The 17,755-nt window shown below is 46.9% G+C and carries 14 protein-coding genes; 7 read left to right on the top strand and 7 right to left on the bottom strand.

From position 1 onward, the window contains the following. Positions 1–333: 333 nt before the first annotated feature. The 7 genes from KNQ07_RS11395 to dnaA form a co-directional block, all read right to left on the bottom strand. Positions 334–1,380, bottom strand: coding sequence for an HD-GYP domain-containing protein (locus KNQ07_RS11395; RefSeq protein WP_214766754.1), 1,047 nt, complete (start codon positions 1,378–1,380; stop codon positions 334–336). A gap of 92 nt (positions 1,381–1,472) precedes the next feature. Then, a complete protein-coding gene (gyrA, locus tag KNQ07_RS11400; protein WP_214766756.1) occupies positions 1,473–4,133 on the bottom strand; it encodes a DNA gyrase subunit A in 2,661 nt (886 codons plus the stop codon). Between the two features lie 27 nt (positions 4,134–4,160). After that, the gene (gyrB, locus tag KNQ07_RS11405) at positions 4,161–6,074 is read right to left on the bottom strand and encodes a DNA topoisomerase (ATP-hydrolyzing) subunit B (RefSeq protein ID WP_200868725.1); all 1,914 of its coding nucleotides are present in this window, start codon (positions 6,072–6,074) and stop codon (positions 4,161–4,163) included. 10 nt (positions 6,075–6,084) lie between these two features. Then, on the bottom strand, positions 6,085–7,239 hold the full coding sequence (gene recF, locus KNQ07_RS11410; RefSeq protein WP_012368918.1) for a DNA replication/repair protein RecF: 1,155 nt from the start codon (positions 7,237–7,239) through the stop codon (positions 6,085–6,087). A gap of 1 nt (position 7,240) precedes the next feature. After that, entirely contained in the window at positions 7,241–7,462 is a 222-nt protein-coding gene (gene yaaA, locus KNQ07_RS11415; protein WP_012368917.1) for a S4 domain-containing protein YaaA, read from the bottom strand. Positions 7,463–7,602: 140 nt separating this feature from the next. After that, entirely contained in the window at positions 7,603–8,736 is a 1,134-nt protein-coding gene (gene dnaN, locus KNQ07_RS11420; RefSeq protein WP_012368916.1) for a DNA polymerase III subunit beta, read from the bottom strand. A gap of 187 nt (positions 8,737–8,923) precedes the next feature. Continuing rightward, complete coding sequence (dnaA, locus tag KNQ07_RS11425; RefSeq protein ID WP_012368915.1) at positions 8,924–10,318, bottom strand: chromosomal replication initiator protein DnaA; 1,395 nt, start codon at positions 10,316–10,318, stop codon at positions 8,924–8,926. Positions 10,319–11,065: 747 nt separating this feature from the next. Between dnaA and rpmH the strand changes: the two genes are divergently transcribed. From rpmH to noc, 7 genes are all read left to right on the top strand, one after another. Beyond that, positions 11,066–11,200, top strand: a complete 135-nt coding sequence (rpmH, locus tag KNQ07_RS11430) for a 50S ribosomal protein L34 (protein WP_012371910.1) — start codon at positions 11,066–11,068, stop codon at positions 11,198–11,200. A 167-nt stretch (positions 11,201–11,367) separates the two neighbouring features. Beyond that, entirely contained in the window at positions 11,368–11,718 is a 351-nt protein-coding gene (gene rnpA / locus KNQ07_RS11435) for a ribonuclease P protein component (protein WP_012371909.1), read from the top strand. A gap of 102 nt (positions 11,719–11,820) precedes the next feature. Then, on the top strand, positions 11,821–12,675 hold the full coding sequence (yidC, locus tag KNQ07_RS11440; protein WP_012371908.1) for a membrane protein insertase YidC: 855 nt from the start codon (positions 11,821–11,823) through the stop codon (positions 12,673–12,675). A 160-nt stretch (positions 12,676–12,835) separates the two neighbouring features. Continuing rightward, the gene (mnmE, locus tag KNQ07_RS11445; protein WP_285801136.1) at positions 12,836–14,218 is read left to right on the top strand and encodes a tRNA uridine-5-carboxymethylaminomethyl(34) synthesis GTPase MnmE; all 1,383 of its coding nucleotides are present in this window, start codon (positions 12,836–12,838) and stop codon (positions 14,216–14,218) included. Positions 14,219–14,260: 42 nt separating this feature from the next. Beyond that, positions 14,261–16,147 (top strand): tRNA uridine-5-carboxymethylaminomethyl(34) synthesis enzyme MnmG, encoded by a 1,887-nt coding sequence (gene mnmG / locus KNQ07_RS11450; protein WP_214766758.1) that lies wholly within the window; start codon positions 14,261–14,263, stop codon positions 16,145–16,147. Positions 16,148–16,152: 5 nt separating this feature from the next. After that, positions 16,153–16,869, top strand: a complete 717-nt coding sequence (gene rsmG, locus KNQ07_RS11455) for a 16S rRNA (guanine(527)-N(7))-methyltransferase RsmG (protein ID WP_012371905.1) — start codon at positions 16,153–16,155, stop codon at positions 16,867–16,869. Positions 16,870–16,896: 27 nt separating this feature from the next. After that, positions 16,897–17,754, top strand: coding sequence for a nucleoid occlusion protein (gene noc, locus KNQ07_RS11460; RefSeq protein ID WP_251139532.1), 858 nt, complete (start codon positions 16,897–16,899; stop codon positions 17,752–17,754). Position 17,755 lies beyond the last annotated feature (1 nt).

Below are 17,755 nucleotides of genomic sequence, written 5' to 3' on the forward strand. Positions count from 1 at the left end.
GGAGTCACGTTGACGAAGCTTGCGCTTCATTCATTGTTTGTATCCGAAGATACGTTTTTTGCCTCATCGTTCAGTTTTCAAAGTTCGTCCGCGCCTGTTTTGGCGACTCAATTAGAATACCAAGTCTGAAACAATAAGTCAACAACTTTTTAAAAGAAGTTTTTTTCTTGTTTCGTGCAGTGCGCTCGTCCTCTTAAGGACAAGAAATAATATACCATGGGATTTATTATTGTACAAGTGTTTTTTATAAAAAAAGAAAAACTCTTTTTTTCATCAGATTTATGACAAAAAAGAGAGTGTTCCTTCTATATATAATGCAGATGATACAGATCTTTAATCCATGAGCTGAATGATGTTCAGCTGCCGGTCCTCCATCAAATCTTTAACGATACGCCGGTTATGTTCTTCATACGCAATCACCGGGCGGTCAAATATACTGTTTTTTCGAAGGACTGTTGCAATCTTTCCATTACTCATCAAGACACGGTCACCCGGTTCAATCGGTAAGAGCAACTGTCCAAGGAGCATCACATATTTCGAATCATATTGCATAGGTCGCGCTTTTAAATGGCAGTATGCATCATATACCTTATATGCTTCACGGTACGGACGCCAACTTGTCATGGCTGCAAAGACGTCTGCCACGATGAACAATCTTGTATGATCCATGATTTTATCCCCTTTGACTTTCAAGGGATATCCGGAACCGTCCAACCGTTCATGATGTTGAACAATCAAGCGTTTGACTGTATCGGAAATGATGTTTTCCTTTTGTAAGGCTTGGAACGCCATTGCAGGATGACGGTGAAAGATTTCTTGTTGCATCGCTTCATAACGTTTTGTATGACGCCATTCCATGATTCGCGCTAATCCACAATCGGCAAAATAGGACGCGACCCATAAATCGTGAATCATCTTGCGCTCTTTTCGCGCTGCCTCTGCGAGCAGTTGCGCAATTGCCCCCCGGTAAATCGCATGTCGAACCGTATAAGCTTCTGTTCCGCGCTCTAGGAAATACGGTAAGATGTCGTCCCGACGCATCGTCTCCGGCATCGATTCCTTCACCCATCTCAATGCATCGTATACATTTGGAACCAATCCCTGCTCCCAGGAAGTGAACACATGATTATAAGTCTCGATCAATGAATCAAATATACTGTCTTCTGTCATGTCGTCCAGTTCTTGATCCGTCATCGAAGCTTCGCTCATACCTTCAGGTCGTTTCTCGATGTCCACCTCTTTGATCAAAAATCGTTTGATTCGTCTTAACTCATCTGCCCCGATTTTTTTGCCTGCCTCGACGATTGGAATATCTGTATGTAAAAATAAAGACTCGGTTATCCGGTCACCAAGAATAAGTCGCTCACTTGCCACACGCATCGTTGTCTCGTCCCTTTCCCTCAATGATTTTTAGAAAAACAGCAGAGTAAAGACAAGTTGTCCCCACTCTGCTGTACGTCGTTCTGCTTCGTTTATTCTTCTGTCTGCTCAGATTCACTGTTCATCTCAGAAGTGGAAACCGGCTGTTCTTCCGAACCCGTTTCGCCTTCTTCCAGTACAGTACCCTCTTCCTCGACAGCATCTTCTTTTTTCAGTTTCGCAACTGTTGCGACACGGTCGCCTTCTTCGATTCGAATCACTTTAACCCCTTGTGCATTACGTCCGACACTGGAGATATTTTGTGAATCTGTTCGAATGACGATGCCGCTTTCCGTCATGATCATGATGTCATCATCGACATCCACAACCCGGAGTGCCACGATTTGTCCGACCCGGTCCGTTACTTTACTAGCGATCAATCCTTTACCACCACGTGATTGTGTCCGGAACTCTGTCATTGGCGTCCGTTTACCGAAACCTTTTTCCGTAATGACGAGTACATCCTGTTCATCACGGGCAAGTTCCATTCCGATGACGATTGCGTCTGCCGATAAGTTCATCGCTTTGACACCGCGGGCACCACGACCCATCGAACGCACGTTCGTAATCGGGAAGCGGATCGCTTTTCCGGTATTTGAGACAGTAAAGACTTCATCTTCTGTCGAAGCAAGACGGACAGATGTCAATTCATCATCTTCAAACAGACGAATCGCAATCAATCCATTTTTATTGATTCGGGCATAAGCAGATAACGGTGAACGTTTGACACGACCTTTACGCGTCATGAAGATCAACGATTTCTGTTCATCCTGCATCACTTCTTCTGCATCAAGCGCTTCTTCCGGTTCTTCAAGACCATCCGGTGCATCTTCTGCAGTGACTTCGACATCAATGATGTTTTCGGTTGCTTCCGCTGCCTCTTGTTCTTCGAGGTAACGTTTAAAGTTGACCGGAATCATCGTCTCGACCTTCTCATCACGTTCGATTTGAATCAAGTTGATGATTGGAACACCTTTCGACGTCCGGCTCATCTCCGGCACTTCATAGCCGCGAATCCGGTAGACTTTTCCGCGGTTCGTAAAGAACAGAATCGTATCATGCGTCGAACATGACAAGAGACGTGTTACATAATCCGCGTCATTTGTACCGATTCCTTGGACACCACGTCCACCACGTCGTTGAGCACGGTACGAATCCGTCGTAAGACGTTTAATGTAGCCGCTGCTTGTCAACGTAATGATGATATCTTTTTCCGGAATCAAATCTTCATCTTCAAATTCGATGTGGTCCATCCGAATTTCGGTCCGGCGCTGGTCATTGAAGCGTTCTTTCACCTCTTCAAGTTCTGTCCGGATCAATTCGAGCAAGACTTCATCACTTTCAAGGATTCGTTTGAGTTCTGTAATCAATGCCATGATCTCATCGTACTCGGCATCGATTTTCTCACGTTCGAGACCAGTCAGACGCTGTAGACGCATATCAAGAATTGCTTGTGATTGTTTCTCGGACAATTCAAACCGTTCCATCAACTGTTCACGGGCAGCATCTGCTGTGCGGTTGGCACGGATGATCTTAATGACTTCATCGAGGTGATCAAGCGCAATCCGCAGGCCTGCAAGAAGATGTTCCCGTGCTTCTGCTTTCTCGAGATCAAACTGTGTCCGGCGACGGACGATTTCTTTTTGGTGCTCGAGATAGTGGTACAACATTTCCTTCAGCGTCAGGGTACGCGGACGTCCACTGACGATGGCAAGCATGTTGACACCGAACGTCGTCTGCATCGATGTCTGTTTGTAGAGATTGTTCAGGATGACACTCGCATTCGCATCACGACGGATCTCCATCACGACACGCATACCACGGCGATCAGACTCATCACGCAAATCGGTGATACCTTCGATTTTTTTCTCACGGACAAGATCGGCAATTTTTTCAACGAGACGGGCTTTGTTGACCTGGTACGGCAACTCCGTCACGATGATCCGTTCGCGATCTTTTTTTGTCTGTTCGATTTCGGCTTTCGCCCGGACGATGATTGATCCACGACCGGTTTCATAAGCGCGGCGAATTCCGCTGCGGCCCAAGATTTCTCCAGCTGTCGGGAAGTCAGGTCCTGGAATATGCTGCATCAGTTCAGAAATCGTGATGTCCGGATTATGCGATAACGCAAGGACTCCATCGATGACTTCACCGAGCTGGTGCGGTGGGATATTCGTTGCCATCCCGACTGCAATCCCGCTCGAACCGTTGACAAGCAAGTTCGGGAAGCGGGACGGTAACACTTCCGGTTCCCGTTCTGATCCATCGTAGTTATCTTTAAAATTAACAGTGTTTTTATTGATATCACGTACAATTTCCATTGCGATTTTTGACATACGGGCTTCCGTATATCGCATGGCTGCAGCGGAGTCGCCGTCGACCGAACCGAAGTTTCCGTGACCGTCGACGAGCTCATACCGGTAGCTGAAGTCCTGTGCCATACGAACCATCGTGTCGTAAACAGCAGAATCACCGTGCGGGTGATACTTACCGATAACTTCACCGACGATACGGGCAGACTTCTTGTGCGGTTTATCCGCGCGGATCCCGAGGTCATTCATCGCATATAAAATACGACGATGACCCGGTTTTAAACCGTCACGGACATCCGGTAAAGCACGTGCGACGATAACGCTCATCGCATAATCCATGAAGGATGTACGCATTTCTTGACTGATGTTGATATCTTTAATGATTCCTTGTTGATCGGACATTCGTATGGCCACCCTCTCTATTCAACGTTAAATATCCAAGTTCTTCACATAGTGGGCGTGCGACTGGATAAAGTCACGACGTGGTTCTACCTGGTCTCCCATCAAAATGTCAAAGACCTCATCTGCTTCGATCGCGTCCTGTAATTCGACACGCAGCATTTGACGACCACTCGGATCCATCGTGGTTTCCCACAGTTGCTCCGGATCCATCTCACCGAGACCTTTATAACGCTGAATGTCGTATCGTGCGTTTTCCGGAAGTGCTGCCAGTGCTTCGTTCAACTCACGCTCGTTGTGGACGTACGTGATGTTTTTTCCTTGCTTGATTCCGTAAAGCGGCGGCTGGGCAATATAGACGTAACCGTGCTCGACCAGCGGACGCATGTAACGATAGAAGAATGTCAATAACAGTGTCCGGATGTGGGCACCATCGACGTCGGCATCGGTCATGATGATGACTTTATGATACCGGGCTTTCTCGATGTTGAATTCAGAACCGATACTCGTTCCGAGCGCCGTAATGATCGTCCGGATTTCGTTACTGCCGAGAATCTTATCAAGACGTGCTTTTTCGACGTTCAAAATCTTACCTCGAATCGGTAAAATCGCTTGGAAATGACGATCACGTCCAGATTTCGCTGAACCACCCGCCGAGTCACCCTCAACGATGTAGATTTCAGAAATCGTCGCATCACGTGATGAACAGTCGGCAAGTTTTCCTGGAAGTGAACTGACTTCAAGGACGCCTTTACGACGTGTTAATTCACGGGCACGTTTCGCAGCCATCCGGGCACGAGACGCCATCATTCCTTTTTCGACGATGGCACGGGCACTTGTCGGATTCTCCATCATGAACTGTTCAAACGCAGACGAGAACAACGTATCCGTTGCCGTCCGTGCATCCGAGTTGCCGAGTTTCGTTTTCGTCTGTCCTTCGAACTGTGGATTCGGGTGTTTGATCGAGACGATCGCTGTCATCCCTTCACGTACATCTTCACCGGACAACGTACCGTCGGCTTCTTTCATCAGACCGAATTTTTTCGCGTAGTCATTGATGACACGTGTCAAAGCCGTCTTAAAACCGGTTTCGTGTGTTCCGCCCTCATGGGTCGGGATATTGTTCGTGAACGAATAGATGTTGGCTGCAAAACCATCGTTATATTGCAACGCGACTTCGACTTCAATCCCGTCGCGGTTCCCGTGTACATAAACGGGTTCTTCATGGACGACTTCTTTCGAACGGTTTAAATGCTCGACGTAAGACTTAATTCCGCCTTCGTAATGGAAGCTGCGCGTAATCGGTTCATCCGCACGATCATCCGTAATTTCGATCGTCAGTCCCTTATTTAAAAATGCGAGCTCACGAAGACGTGTCGCCAGCAGATCATAATCGTATTCAAGAGTTTCCTGGAAGATTTCATCATCCGGGAAGAAACGGATCATCGTCCCGGTTTCTTCTGACGTGCCGATAATTTCTAAATCGGCAGCAGGTACACCGCGGTGATACGCTTGGTAATACAACTTTTCATTCCGTTTGACGAATACTTCAAGTTTCGTCGACAGGGCGTTAACGACAGATGCCCCGACTCCGTGAAGTCCACCGGATACTTTGTATCCGCCGCCGCCGAATTTACCGCCGGCATGAAGTACGGTCAAGATGACCTCAACTGCTGGACGTCCCATCTTCTCTTGGATATCGACCGGGATTCCCCGTCCGTTATCTTCGACCAGAATCGAGTTACCCGGTTCAATCGTGACTTTGATCGTATCGCAATATCCTGCAAGTGCTTCATCGATCGAGTTATCGACGATTTCCCACACCAAATGGTGAAGCCCCTTCGATGCAGTCGATCCGATATACATACCCGGACGTTTCCGAACGGCTTCTAGACCTTCAAGCACCTGAATTTGATCGGCACCGTACCCTTGTTCTAATTCCATATCTTCATGATTACTCATCGGTTTTCTCACCTACTATTTCTTTGTATGATGTCTCTTCCAAAATGACGGCCCCCTGTTTCACGTGGAACAACTTCGCCTGTTTGATCGTTTCATGTGCGATTCCATCGACACTCGTTGTCGTCAGAATGGTCTGCACCTTTTGTTGCATCGTATCGAGCAAATGGGTTTGACGATGATCATCGAGCTCGGATAAGACATCGTCTAGAAGTAGCAATGGATATTCCCCCACTTCTTCATGAATCAATTCAATCTCTGCTAATTTCAAAGAGAGTGCTGCCGTTCGTTGCTGTCCTTGTGAACCATAAGTCTGGACATTCCGACCGTTGACTTCCATTTCGAAGTCATCCCGGTGCGGACCGAACAACGTCACACCTCTTCGGATTTCGTTTGTCTTCATTTTACCAAACTTCTGCATGTAAGAAGCAGTCATTCCTTCAACATCGAGCAAATCATTGCTGAATGTATCCGAACGGTAAATAAGGACGAGCTGTTCCTGTCCGCGACTGATTCCTTCATGAATCGGACGTGCCCACTTTTCGAGCTGGGCAATGAAGTGATGACGGCGCTGAACGATTTTAACGGCAAGCGTAATCATCTGCTCCGTCAAGACATCGAGGAACGTCTCGTCCCCACCTTTCATCGATAACTGCTTAAGCAATGCATTCCGTTGTTTGAGGACTTTTAAATACTGACTTAATTCATGTAGATAGACCGGGCTGACCTGACCAATTTCCATATCCAAAAAACGACGTCTGATTTGAGGACTGCCTTTGACGATGTGTAAGTCTTCCGGTGCAAACAGCACGATATTCAACGCACCAACATAATCACTGAGCCGGCGCTGTTCGAGATGATTTAGCTTCGCTTTTTTACCACGGCTTGAAATCGCGATTTCCTGCGAATGTGATCCTCTTCTCTTGTGAATCCGTCCTTCGACACGGGCTGTCTCGGCATCCCACTGGATCAATTCTTTGTCATGCGTCGTCCGGTGGGACTTTGCAAGAGCCAGAACGTAGATGGCTTCAAGGAGGTTTGTCTTCCCTTGTGCATTCTCTCCAATCAGCACATTCGTCTTTTCGGAAAAAGATAATTCCAACGACTCATAGTTGCGGTAGTGACTGAGTCGGACCGAATCTAGTCGCACGTTAGTTTCCCTCGTTCTTAATGATGAACTGACCGTAATCTTCTACGTCAATCACATCTCCATCCCGTAATTTACGACCGCGCCGCTGATCGACTTCACCGTTGACAAGAATGGGTACCTCGGCGAGGAACGGTTTAGCTTGTCCACCGCTCGAGATGATATCAGAAAGTTTCAGGAACTGACCTAATGTGACATATTCTGTTGAAATCTTGATTTGATTCATGGTTTGACTCCTCCTACCTACATATTATAAATGACGTACTCTTTATTGTACTAAAAAACTTATGATTTGGCAAAATGAACGAACGTATATGCGGATTTCAAAAAAAGCCCAAGGAACATAAACGGTTCCTTGGGTATAAATTATGCTGTCCGGACTGGCAGGATCAGCTGTAAGACGTTGTCTTGGTCAACCGGATGCAGAATGAACGGGCGGATCGAACCGGTGAACTGGATTTCGATATCCGTCGCATCGAGTGCCTTTAACGCGTCCATCATGTATTTCGAGTTGAACGAGATTTTTAACTCTTCTCCTTCAAGCGATAAGATGCTGACTTGTTCCGACACTTTACCGACTTCCGGTGAGTGGGAAGAAATCTCGACTGCCGTCGTTCCTTCTGCTGCAAACTTGATGACGTTGTTACGGTCTTCGCGAGCAAGCAGTGACGCACGGTCGATTGCTTGAAGTAATTCCTTCGCATTCATGCGGACTGCCGTGCGGTACTCTTCCGGAATCAAACGCGATGTGTCCGGGTAGTTGCCGTCAAGCAGACGCGAGAAGAATAAGACATGTTTCATCTTAAACAGGATCTGTTGATTCGTAATCGTGATGTCGACGTGACCATCACTAAGTAATTTGGATAATTCGTTTAAGCTTTTTCCTGGGACGATGACGTTTTGGAACGAAATCTCGTTATCCGTTTCAAACTGTGCCCGTCGTAAGGCCAGTCGGTGACTGTCCGTCGAGACGCATGTCAGGATGTCTTTATCCGCCGAGAAGTTAACACCCGTCAATACAGGACGTGTTTCCTGTACAGCAACGGCAAAACTCGTTTGACGGATCATTGACCGTAACAGATCAGCCGGTAAACGGAACTGCTGTCCGCCGTCGACTTGCGGTAAGCGTGGGAATTCATCCGGATCAAGTCCATTCAGGTGGAACTCTGCCGTACCCGATTGGATCCGTGTCATGAAGTTTGGTGATACTTCAAGGATGACTTCATCTGTGGGTAACTTTTTCACGATATCGCCGAAGAAGCGGGCGTTTAAGACCACACTGCCTGCACGATGGACTGTCACGTAGGATGTTCCGTTCTCTTCCGCGTAGATCGTCCGTTCAATCGAGATTTCCGTATCGCTTCCTGTCAGCGTCATACCGTCACCATGGGCTTCGAGTTTGATTCCCGTTAAGATCGGAATCGTTGTCCGGGATGAAACAGCTTTTGCTACATCTTGAATTGCTTGGATTAAAGTATCCCGTTGAATTGTAATATGCATATTGTCGTTAAGCTCCTCTCAAAATGGGCGTTACATCATCATAACATAATAATATATTTTTTTAATAATAGTATTAGGGGCTGTGGATAGTGTGGATAAGTCGGTGGATAACTTGGTATAGAGCCAAAACGCGTGTGGATAACTTGTGGATAACTAGGCTGTTTTATCCACAGCTTATCCACAGGTTTTACGAATGTTTCAATTCATGCTTGATTTGTTCGATGACTTTTCCCGTTTCTCCATCCGATTTGACGAGCGTACTGATTTTTTCATGTGCATGAATGACGGTCGTGTGATCACGTCCCCCAAACTCCTCACCAATCTTCGGTAACGAGCTTTCTGTCATCTCCCGCGACAGGTACATGGCAATCTGACGGGGAAAAGCAATTGATTTCGTCCGTTTTTTAGCTTTTAAATCGTCAAACGGCAGATTAAAGTGTTTACTGACCGATTCCTGGATATCCCGAATCGTGACTTTCCGCGGTTCACTTGCAGGCATGATGTTATGCAGGGCTTCAGCAGCGACATTCGGATCAATCGTCCGTCCAACCAGGTTAGCGTAAGCAATGACGCGGGTTAACGCGCCTTCAAGTTCCCGGATGTTCGTATCAATCTGGCTTGCAATATAAAGCATGACTTCATTGGAAACGTCCAGTTGTTCGGCATTCGCTTTTTTCCGAAGAATCGCAATCCGGGTTTCGAGATCCGGTGGCGTGATGTCTGTAATCAAGCCCCACTCGAAACGAGAACGCAAGCGATCTTCAAGCGTCGGAATTTCTTTTGGTGGACGGTCACTGGAGATAATGATTTGTTTTTGATCGTTATGCAGGGCATTAAACGTGTGGAAAAACTCTTCCTGCGTTTGTTCTTTTCCGGCAAGGAATTGAATATCATCTATTAATAGAACATCGATGTTGCGGTATTTATTCCGGAACTGAACCGTTTTGTTATCCCGAATCGAATTGATGAAGTCATTCGTGAACTGTTCAGAGGAAACATACGCGATTTTCGTTCCAAGCTTTTGATCCTGGACATACTGCCCAATCGCATGCATCAAGTGTGTTTTCCCCAGGCCGACGCCGCCGTAGATAAAAAGCGGATTGTAGGCTTTGGCGGGTGCTTCTGCTACTGCTAAAGAAGCGGCATGAGCAAAACGATTCCCCGATCCGATGACAAACGTATCGAATGTATACTTTTCGTTTAACTGTCCGAGTTCGCTCATCACCAGCTCATCGGACGATTTAGGCGTCTTTTGCGCTTTTGTCTTCGCAGGAGCAACTTCCATCACTTCTACTTCCTCATTTTGACGATCGAGCATATGTTTTGCTTGACCTTCCTCAATGAACTGAATATCCAGCCGGCTTCCCGTGACTTCTTCGACGGTATCTTCTAATAGAGATAAGTACTGACGTTCCAACCACGTGACAGTAAATGCTGCGGGCGCCGAGACGATCAAGGTCGTGCCGTTGAGCGTGACACCCTCAGTCGACTTCAGCCACATGTCGTAACTCGCTTTTGGGGTACGTTGTTCTTCCTCGATTACAGATAATACATTGTGCCAAAGTTCGGCAGCGTTTTTCATAAATACCCCCCTTTTTCTATCATGATATAAAAAACTATACACAGGTTTATGCACAGGACAAAGTTAATGAAGGAACACGACTTATCCCCAGAACATAAAAACTGTGGATAACGTTATCCACAGGGGTTGAATTCTGTGTATAAAGTTATCCACAGGTTGTGTATAACTTGAAGAATCAATTTGTCTTGCGTTATTGTTATGCACAATTAGTGTATCAAATGAAATGAGGTCTGGCAATGGTTAGAACGATTTATCCACAAGTAAATCCACATATGCACAGGCAGTTACCCACAGGCTGTGGACAGTGTGGATAAACTGTGGATAAGATGTGTATAACTTTGCGAAAGAGGAAGCGTTCAAAAATAGTTATGCACAAAATGAAAAAAAGCAGCGTCAAAAATTATAAAAACAAACCTTGACGTTAATTTTAAAAAATACTATTGTAGACAAAGTGATGAGTTATCCACGGAAAGTGTGGATAGTGTGGATAAGTCTGTGGATAGTTTGAAAAAGGGATTGTTTGATTCGTTTTCCATTCCATCCGATCGATCAATCGTATCGTATGATATGAAACCGACTGGGGAATCCTATTTTCACGAATTCCGTTATGTGTTACTGAAAATGCTTGTGATAATTCTTATGAACTTTCATTGACAAGGTCACTTTTGCTTTATATAATGTACAAGACTGCCTTAAAGTAGAAAACGATGATTTTTATAGAGTAATTTTTAAAGGAGGTGCAGACTAATGAAACCAACTTTCAACCCAAACAACCGTAAGCGCAAAAAAGTTCACGGATTCCGTGCGCGCATGGCAACGAAGAGTGGCCGCCGGATCTTGGCTGCTCGCCGTCTTAAAGGCCGCAAAGCCTTGACTGTATAATCGAGCAATGAGGAGATCACTTCTGGCGCTGCCTGAGGTGATCTTTTTTTTGTAGTTTTGAAGGATGTTCGTGCTTTTGTCACAAGACCACTCTCGCAGAGCAGGTTTATTCTATGATATGATGAAAGACGACGAATTTCGTGATGACAGGATGGAGTGTGATCAAGGTGAAGAAGGAATACCGCGTCAAGAAAGACAAAGAGTTCCAAGCGGTGTTTACTCGAGGAGCCTCTGTCGCAAATCGACAATTTGTCGTATATGCACTAAAGAAAGAGCAGCAAACTCACTTTCGGATTGGTTTATCGGTGAGTAAGAAAATCGGGAATGCCGTGGTTCGCAACCAAGTCAAACGTTATGTCCGTGAAGCGTGTCAGCTTCATGAAGCCTCGCTTGCCCCGAATTATGATTTTGTGATCATCGCACGCAATCCGGCTGCGAAGATGACTGCTCAAGAAGTTGCTGACAGTTTACGCCATGTCTTTAAACGATCCGGTGTCTGGAAGCGACAGGTAAAATAAACGTGTAGTATATCCTGTTGATTTGTAGCGGCCACTCGCCTGCTTCTATATATAGATAGAACTTCGAGGACCGACCACGTGTAAACATTACTAGGAGGAATTATGAACAAAAGAACTAAGATTTGGCTGACTCTCGGATTGATGTCCGTACTCGCGGTCGTTCTATCCGGTTGTACACCTGGAACATATGGAACAGGTGAACCGATTACTGGTGACACAGAAGGTTTCTGGAAACATTATTTTGTTTGGCCGATGGCTTGGCTCATTCGTGAGATCTCGCATTTCTTTAATGGAGATTACGGAATCGGAATCATCGTTACGACGTTGCTTGTTCGTCTCGTCATCTTGCCGTTGATGATCAAACAGACGAAGAGCATGGGTGGAATGCAGGTCATTCAACCGGAAATGGTCAAGTTACGTGAAAAATACAGTTCGAAGGATCAGGAAACACAGCAAAAACTGCAACAGGAAATGATGAAGCTGTACCAAGAGCACAATGTCAATCCGCTTGCCGGCTGTTTACCGATCTTGATTCAAATGCCGATTTTGATTGCCTTCTATAACGCAATCATTTATACACCGGCGATTTTCCAACATACGTTCCTCTGGTTCGATCTTGGAAAACCGGATCCGTACTTCATCTTACCGATCCTGTCTGCTATCTTTACGTATCTGCAGCAGAAACTCTCGATGGCGGGACAAGATGACAATCCACAGATGAAAATCATGTTATACGTCTTCCCGATCATGATCTTCGTCATGGGTGTGACGTTACCATCTGCCCTGTCACTGTACTGGGTCGTCGGTTACATCTTCTCGATCATCGTGACGATTGCCATCATGAAGCCAATGCGTGAGAAAATCAAAGCGCAGACGGAAGCAACGATTGCTTCAAAACGTGAACAGGAAGCAGCAAACGCAACTCCTGCTCCGAAAAAACCGAAAAAGAAACGTTAACAATAAGTGAGAGCGATACTCCGTTTTACAGAGTGTCGCTCTTTTTCTTTTGCGCTATTTCGTGTATAGTTGTCACGTTATACCCATTTATATATTCCTGAACATTCACTATAGAAAAGATTGTAAGAAAAGATTGCAGAAAACGAGGTGTGAATAACTGATGATGGAATTTGATACGATAGCCGCCATTTCAACACCGATGGGTGAAGGCGCAATCGCAATTGTCCGTTTATCCGGTCCAAAAGCAGTCGAAACGGCCGATCGGGTCTACCGCGGCGCCAATCGGTTGACTGACGTCCCGACACATACGATTCATTACGGCAAGCTGGTCGAACAGACGACAAAACAGGTTGTCGATGAAGTCATGGTCAGTGTCATGCGGGCACCAAAAACGTTTACGCGGGAAGATGTCGTCGAACTGAATTGTCACGGCGGAATCGTTGCCGTCAATCGGGTGCTCGAACTGATTCTCGAACAGCCGGACGTTCGTCTCGCAGAACCGGGTGAATTCACGAAACGGGCCTTTTTGAACGGTCGGATTGACTTGTCACAAGCAGAAGCCGTCATGGACTTGATTCGTGCGAAAACAGACCGGGCGATGACGGTCGCAGTCGGTCAAATCGAAGGACGGTTATCAAAACTGGTCCAGGATTTACGCGAACAATTGTTGCAGACGATTGCTTCGATTGAAGTCAACATCGATTATCCGGAATACGATGCGGAAGAAATGACGCAACAAATCGTCCAGAAAGATGCAGGCGAAGTCCGCCGGATCCTAACGGAACTTCTGGCGACGGCACGACAAGGGAAAATCCTCCGGGAAGGCTTGTCGACTGCCATTATCGGACGTCCGAACGTCGGAAAATCGTCTTTGCTCAACACATTGGTGCAAGAAGCAAAAGCAATCGTCACGGATATCGCCGGGACGACGCGGGATACGATCGAAGAATACGTCAATGTCCGCGGTGTGCCGCTGAAATTGATTGATACGGCCGGCATCCGGGAGACGGAAGATATCGTTGAACGGATGGGTGTTGAGAAATCGCGGCAAGCCTTAAACTCCGCCGATTTGATTTTACTCGTCTTAAACGGAAATGATGCATTGACGGAAGAAGACGTCCTGTTATTTGAAGCGATCCGGGGCATGAATGCAATCATCATCGTCAATAAAAGTGACTTAACACAAGCAATCGATCTGACGCGTGTCAATGAGCTTGCGGACGGACGTCCCGTCGTGACAACCTCCCTGCTCGAAGAAGCGGGCGTCACGGATCTTGAAGCTGCGATTGCATCCCTCTTCTTTGAACAAGGGGTTGAAGGGCAAGATATGACATACGTCTCGAATGCCCGTCATATTCAATTGATCAAACAGGCAAGTCAAATGATTGAAGATGCACTCGGAGCGGCGGAAGCGTCGATGCCGATCGATATGGTCCAAATCGATTTACGCCGGGCGTGGGATACACTCGGTGAAATCAACGGGGACACAGCGCAGGACAGTTTACTCGATAAATTATTCTCACAATTTTGTTTAGGGAAATAAATGTTGTCAGGTTGTTGATTTTTAAAAGGAGGAACCACAGTTATGGCTTATCAAGCAGGCGAATTCGATGTTATCGTCATCGGAGCCGGTCATGCAGGGATTGAAGCATCTCTTGCAGCCGCCCGTATGGGTTCAAAAACCGTCATGTTGACGATGAATCCGGACATGGTCGGATTCATGTATTGTAATCCGTCCATCGGCGGACCGGCAAAAGGAATCGTCGTCCGCGAAATCGATGCCCTTGGCGGAGAAATGGCACGGGCGATTGACGCGACGTATATTCAAATGAAAATGCTCAACACATCAAAAGGTCCGGCTGTTCGTGCACTTCGGGCACAGGCGGATAAATTCGAATACCAAAACCGGATGAAAAAAGCACTTGAAGATGAACCGAATCTGTTGTTACGTCAAGCACTCGTCGAGCGGTTAATCATCGAAGACGATACATGTGTCGGCGTCGTCACGAATACAGGAGCCGAGTACCGGGCAAAAGCGGTCATCATCACGACCGGAACTTTCATGCGCGGGAAAATCATCATCGGTGAATTGTCGTATGAGAGCGGTCCGAATAACCAGATGCCGTCAGTCAACTTGTCTAAACACCTGGAAGAACTCGGTTTCGAGCTCGCCCGTTTCAAAACCGGTACACCACCCCGGATCGACGGGAAAACGATTGATTATTCAAAAACGGAAATTCAACCGGGTGATGCTGTCGCATTGCCGTTCAGTCATGAAACAACACAGATGATTACGGAACAGATTCCGTGCTGGTTGACGTATACGACTGAATATACGCACCAATTGATCGACGCGAATCTCCATCGCTCTCCGATGTTCTCCGGAATGATTAAAGGAACGGGTCCGCGTTATTGCCCGTCGATCGAAGATAAGGTCGTCCGCTTCAGTGATAAACCGCGTCACCAGATTTTCCTTGAGCCGGAAGGCCGCGACACGGAAGAAGTCTACGTCCAAGGACTGTCAACGAGTCTGCCGGAAGACGTTCAACACGATATTTTACGGTCGATTCCAGGACTTGAAAAATCAGAAATGATGCGTCCCGGTTATGCGATTGAATACGATGCCGTCGTTCCGACACAGCTCTGGCCGACACTGGAAACAAAACGGATCGCCGGACTGTTCACAGCCGGACAAATCAACGGTACAAGCGGCTACGAAGAAGCAGCCGGACAAGGCATCATGGCCGGAATTAACGCGGCCCTGAAAGTCCAGGAACGAGATCCGCTCATTCTGTCCCGTTCACAAGGGTATATAGGTGTCATGATCGATGATCTCGTCACAAAAGGAACAAACGAACCGTACCGTTTGTTGACGTCACGTGCCGAATACCGGTTATTGTTGCGTCATGACAATGCCGATTTGCGTTTATCGGATATCGGATACGATCTCGGATTGATCAACGAGACACGCCATGCGAAACTGGCTGAGAAAAAAGAAGACATCCAACGGGAAATGAAACGACTCGAAAAAGTCGTCATTAAAGCAACGAGTGAAGTTAACGAGCGCTTGACGGAAATCGGTGTTTCGCCGTTGAAAGAGGCACTACATGCCATCACGTTACTGAAACGTCCGGAAATCACCTATGCGATGATTGCCGACATGACACCGCCGCCGGTCGCTTTGTCTGCGGAAGCAGCGGAGCAGGTCGAAATCCAGGTCAAATATGCCGGTTACATCGACAAACAGCTTGATCAAGTCGAACGGATGATGCGAATGGAGAAAAAACGGATTCCGGAACGTCTCGATTACGATGTCATCAGTGGTCTCGCAATTGAAGCCAAACAAAAACTAAACCAAGTGCGTCCGCTTTCGATCGGACAAGCATCACGGATTTCAGGGGTCAATCCATCTGATATCTCGATTTTGCTTGTTTATATCGAGCAAGGCCAATACGCATTGACTGCGGAGTGAAGAGAATGAACCAACAGCAATTCGTAACCGCATTAGCGGAGCAAGGATTAGAAGTATCGGACCATCAATTGCAACAGTTCCGGAAGTATTATGAACTGCTTGTCGAATGGAACGAAAAAATGAACTTGACGGCCATCACGGATGAGGAAGGTGTTTACCTGAAACACTTTTATGATTCAATCACGGCAGCATTCTATTTTGATTTTACAAAAGTCGAAACTGTTTGTGATGTCGGTGCCGGCGCCGGTTTCCCGAGTCTTCCGATCAAAATCATGTTCCCGCATCTGAAAGTGACGATTATTGACTCACTCAACAAACGAATCGGGTTCCTGAACATGCTCGCAACAGAGCTTGGACTCGAAGGTGTCGCTTTCCACCACGGACGTGCCGAAGAATTCGGGAAAAATAAACAGTTCCGGGAACATTTTGATGTCGTGACGGCGCGTGCCGTTGCCCGGATGTCCGTTCTTGCGGAATACTGTTTACCGCTTGCCCGAGTCGGCGGCCAATTCGTCGCGTTAAAAGCAGCGAAGCTCGGTGAAGAACTCGAAGAAGGCGCGACAGCCTTGAAGGTGTTAGGTGGAAATTTGCGGGAAAGTTTCCAATTCCAATTGCCAGGTGAAGAAAGTGAGCGTAATATCGTAATTGTCGATAAAAAACGATTAACACCCGGGAAATATCCGCGTAAAGCGGGGACACCGGCAAAAGATCCACTGGGTTAAACACCGTTTCACGTGAAACGATGACTGATGAAGGCGAGGTACACCAACGTGAAGAATGCAATTGCCAAACTGCTCGGTAAGGGAGGACAACCCGTTTCCCTAGAGCTAGATCCACAAGATACTGTCCGTGAGTTGAAGTTAACGGAACTGGTCGCCAACCGGTTCCAGCCGCGGACCGTCTTTGACGGGGAACGGATTACCGAACTAGCGACCACGATTGAAGAACATGGTTTACTGCAACCGATTGTCGTCCGAAAACAAGGCGAAGGATATGAAATCATCGCCGGCGAACGCCGTTTTCGGGCAGTTCAATCGCTCGGATGGGAGACAATTCCCGCTATCATTAAAAAGATGACAGACGAGACGACGGCTGCCCTCGCACTCATCGAAAATCTACAACGTGAAGAACTGACACCAATCGAAGAAGCGGAAGCGTACGCGCGGTTGCTTGCGATGCAGGAAATCACACAGGAAGTGCTGGCACGCAGACTCGGACGGAGCCAGTCAACGATTGCGAACAAGCTTCGTTTGCTGCGGTTACCGGAAACGGTCCGGGAAGCCCTGAAACAACGGAAAATCACGGAACGCCATGCCCGGGCTCTCCTGCCGTTAAAAGCAGCTGATTTACAGCTTCAGGTTTTGGTTGAAATCATCGAACGCGAATGGAATGTCAAAGAGACGGAACAACGTGTCGAACGGTTATTGACCCCAAAAGTTCCGAAAAAGCGTCACAAAAGTTTTGCCCGGGATACACGGATCGCTTTAAATACGATCCGTGATTCTGTCGATATGATTGAACGGACCGGTTTGACGGTCGAAAAAGAAGAAGTTGATTGTGAAGAATATGTCGAGGTGCGGATCCGCATCGTGAAGGCACGTCCGTAAA

The organism is Exiguobacterium sp. s145, from assembly GCF_018618835.1.
Classification (GTDB): domain Bacteria; phylum Bacillota; class Bacilli; order Exiguobacteriales; family Exiguobacteriaceae; genus Exiguobacterium_A; species Exiguobacterium_A artemiae.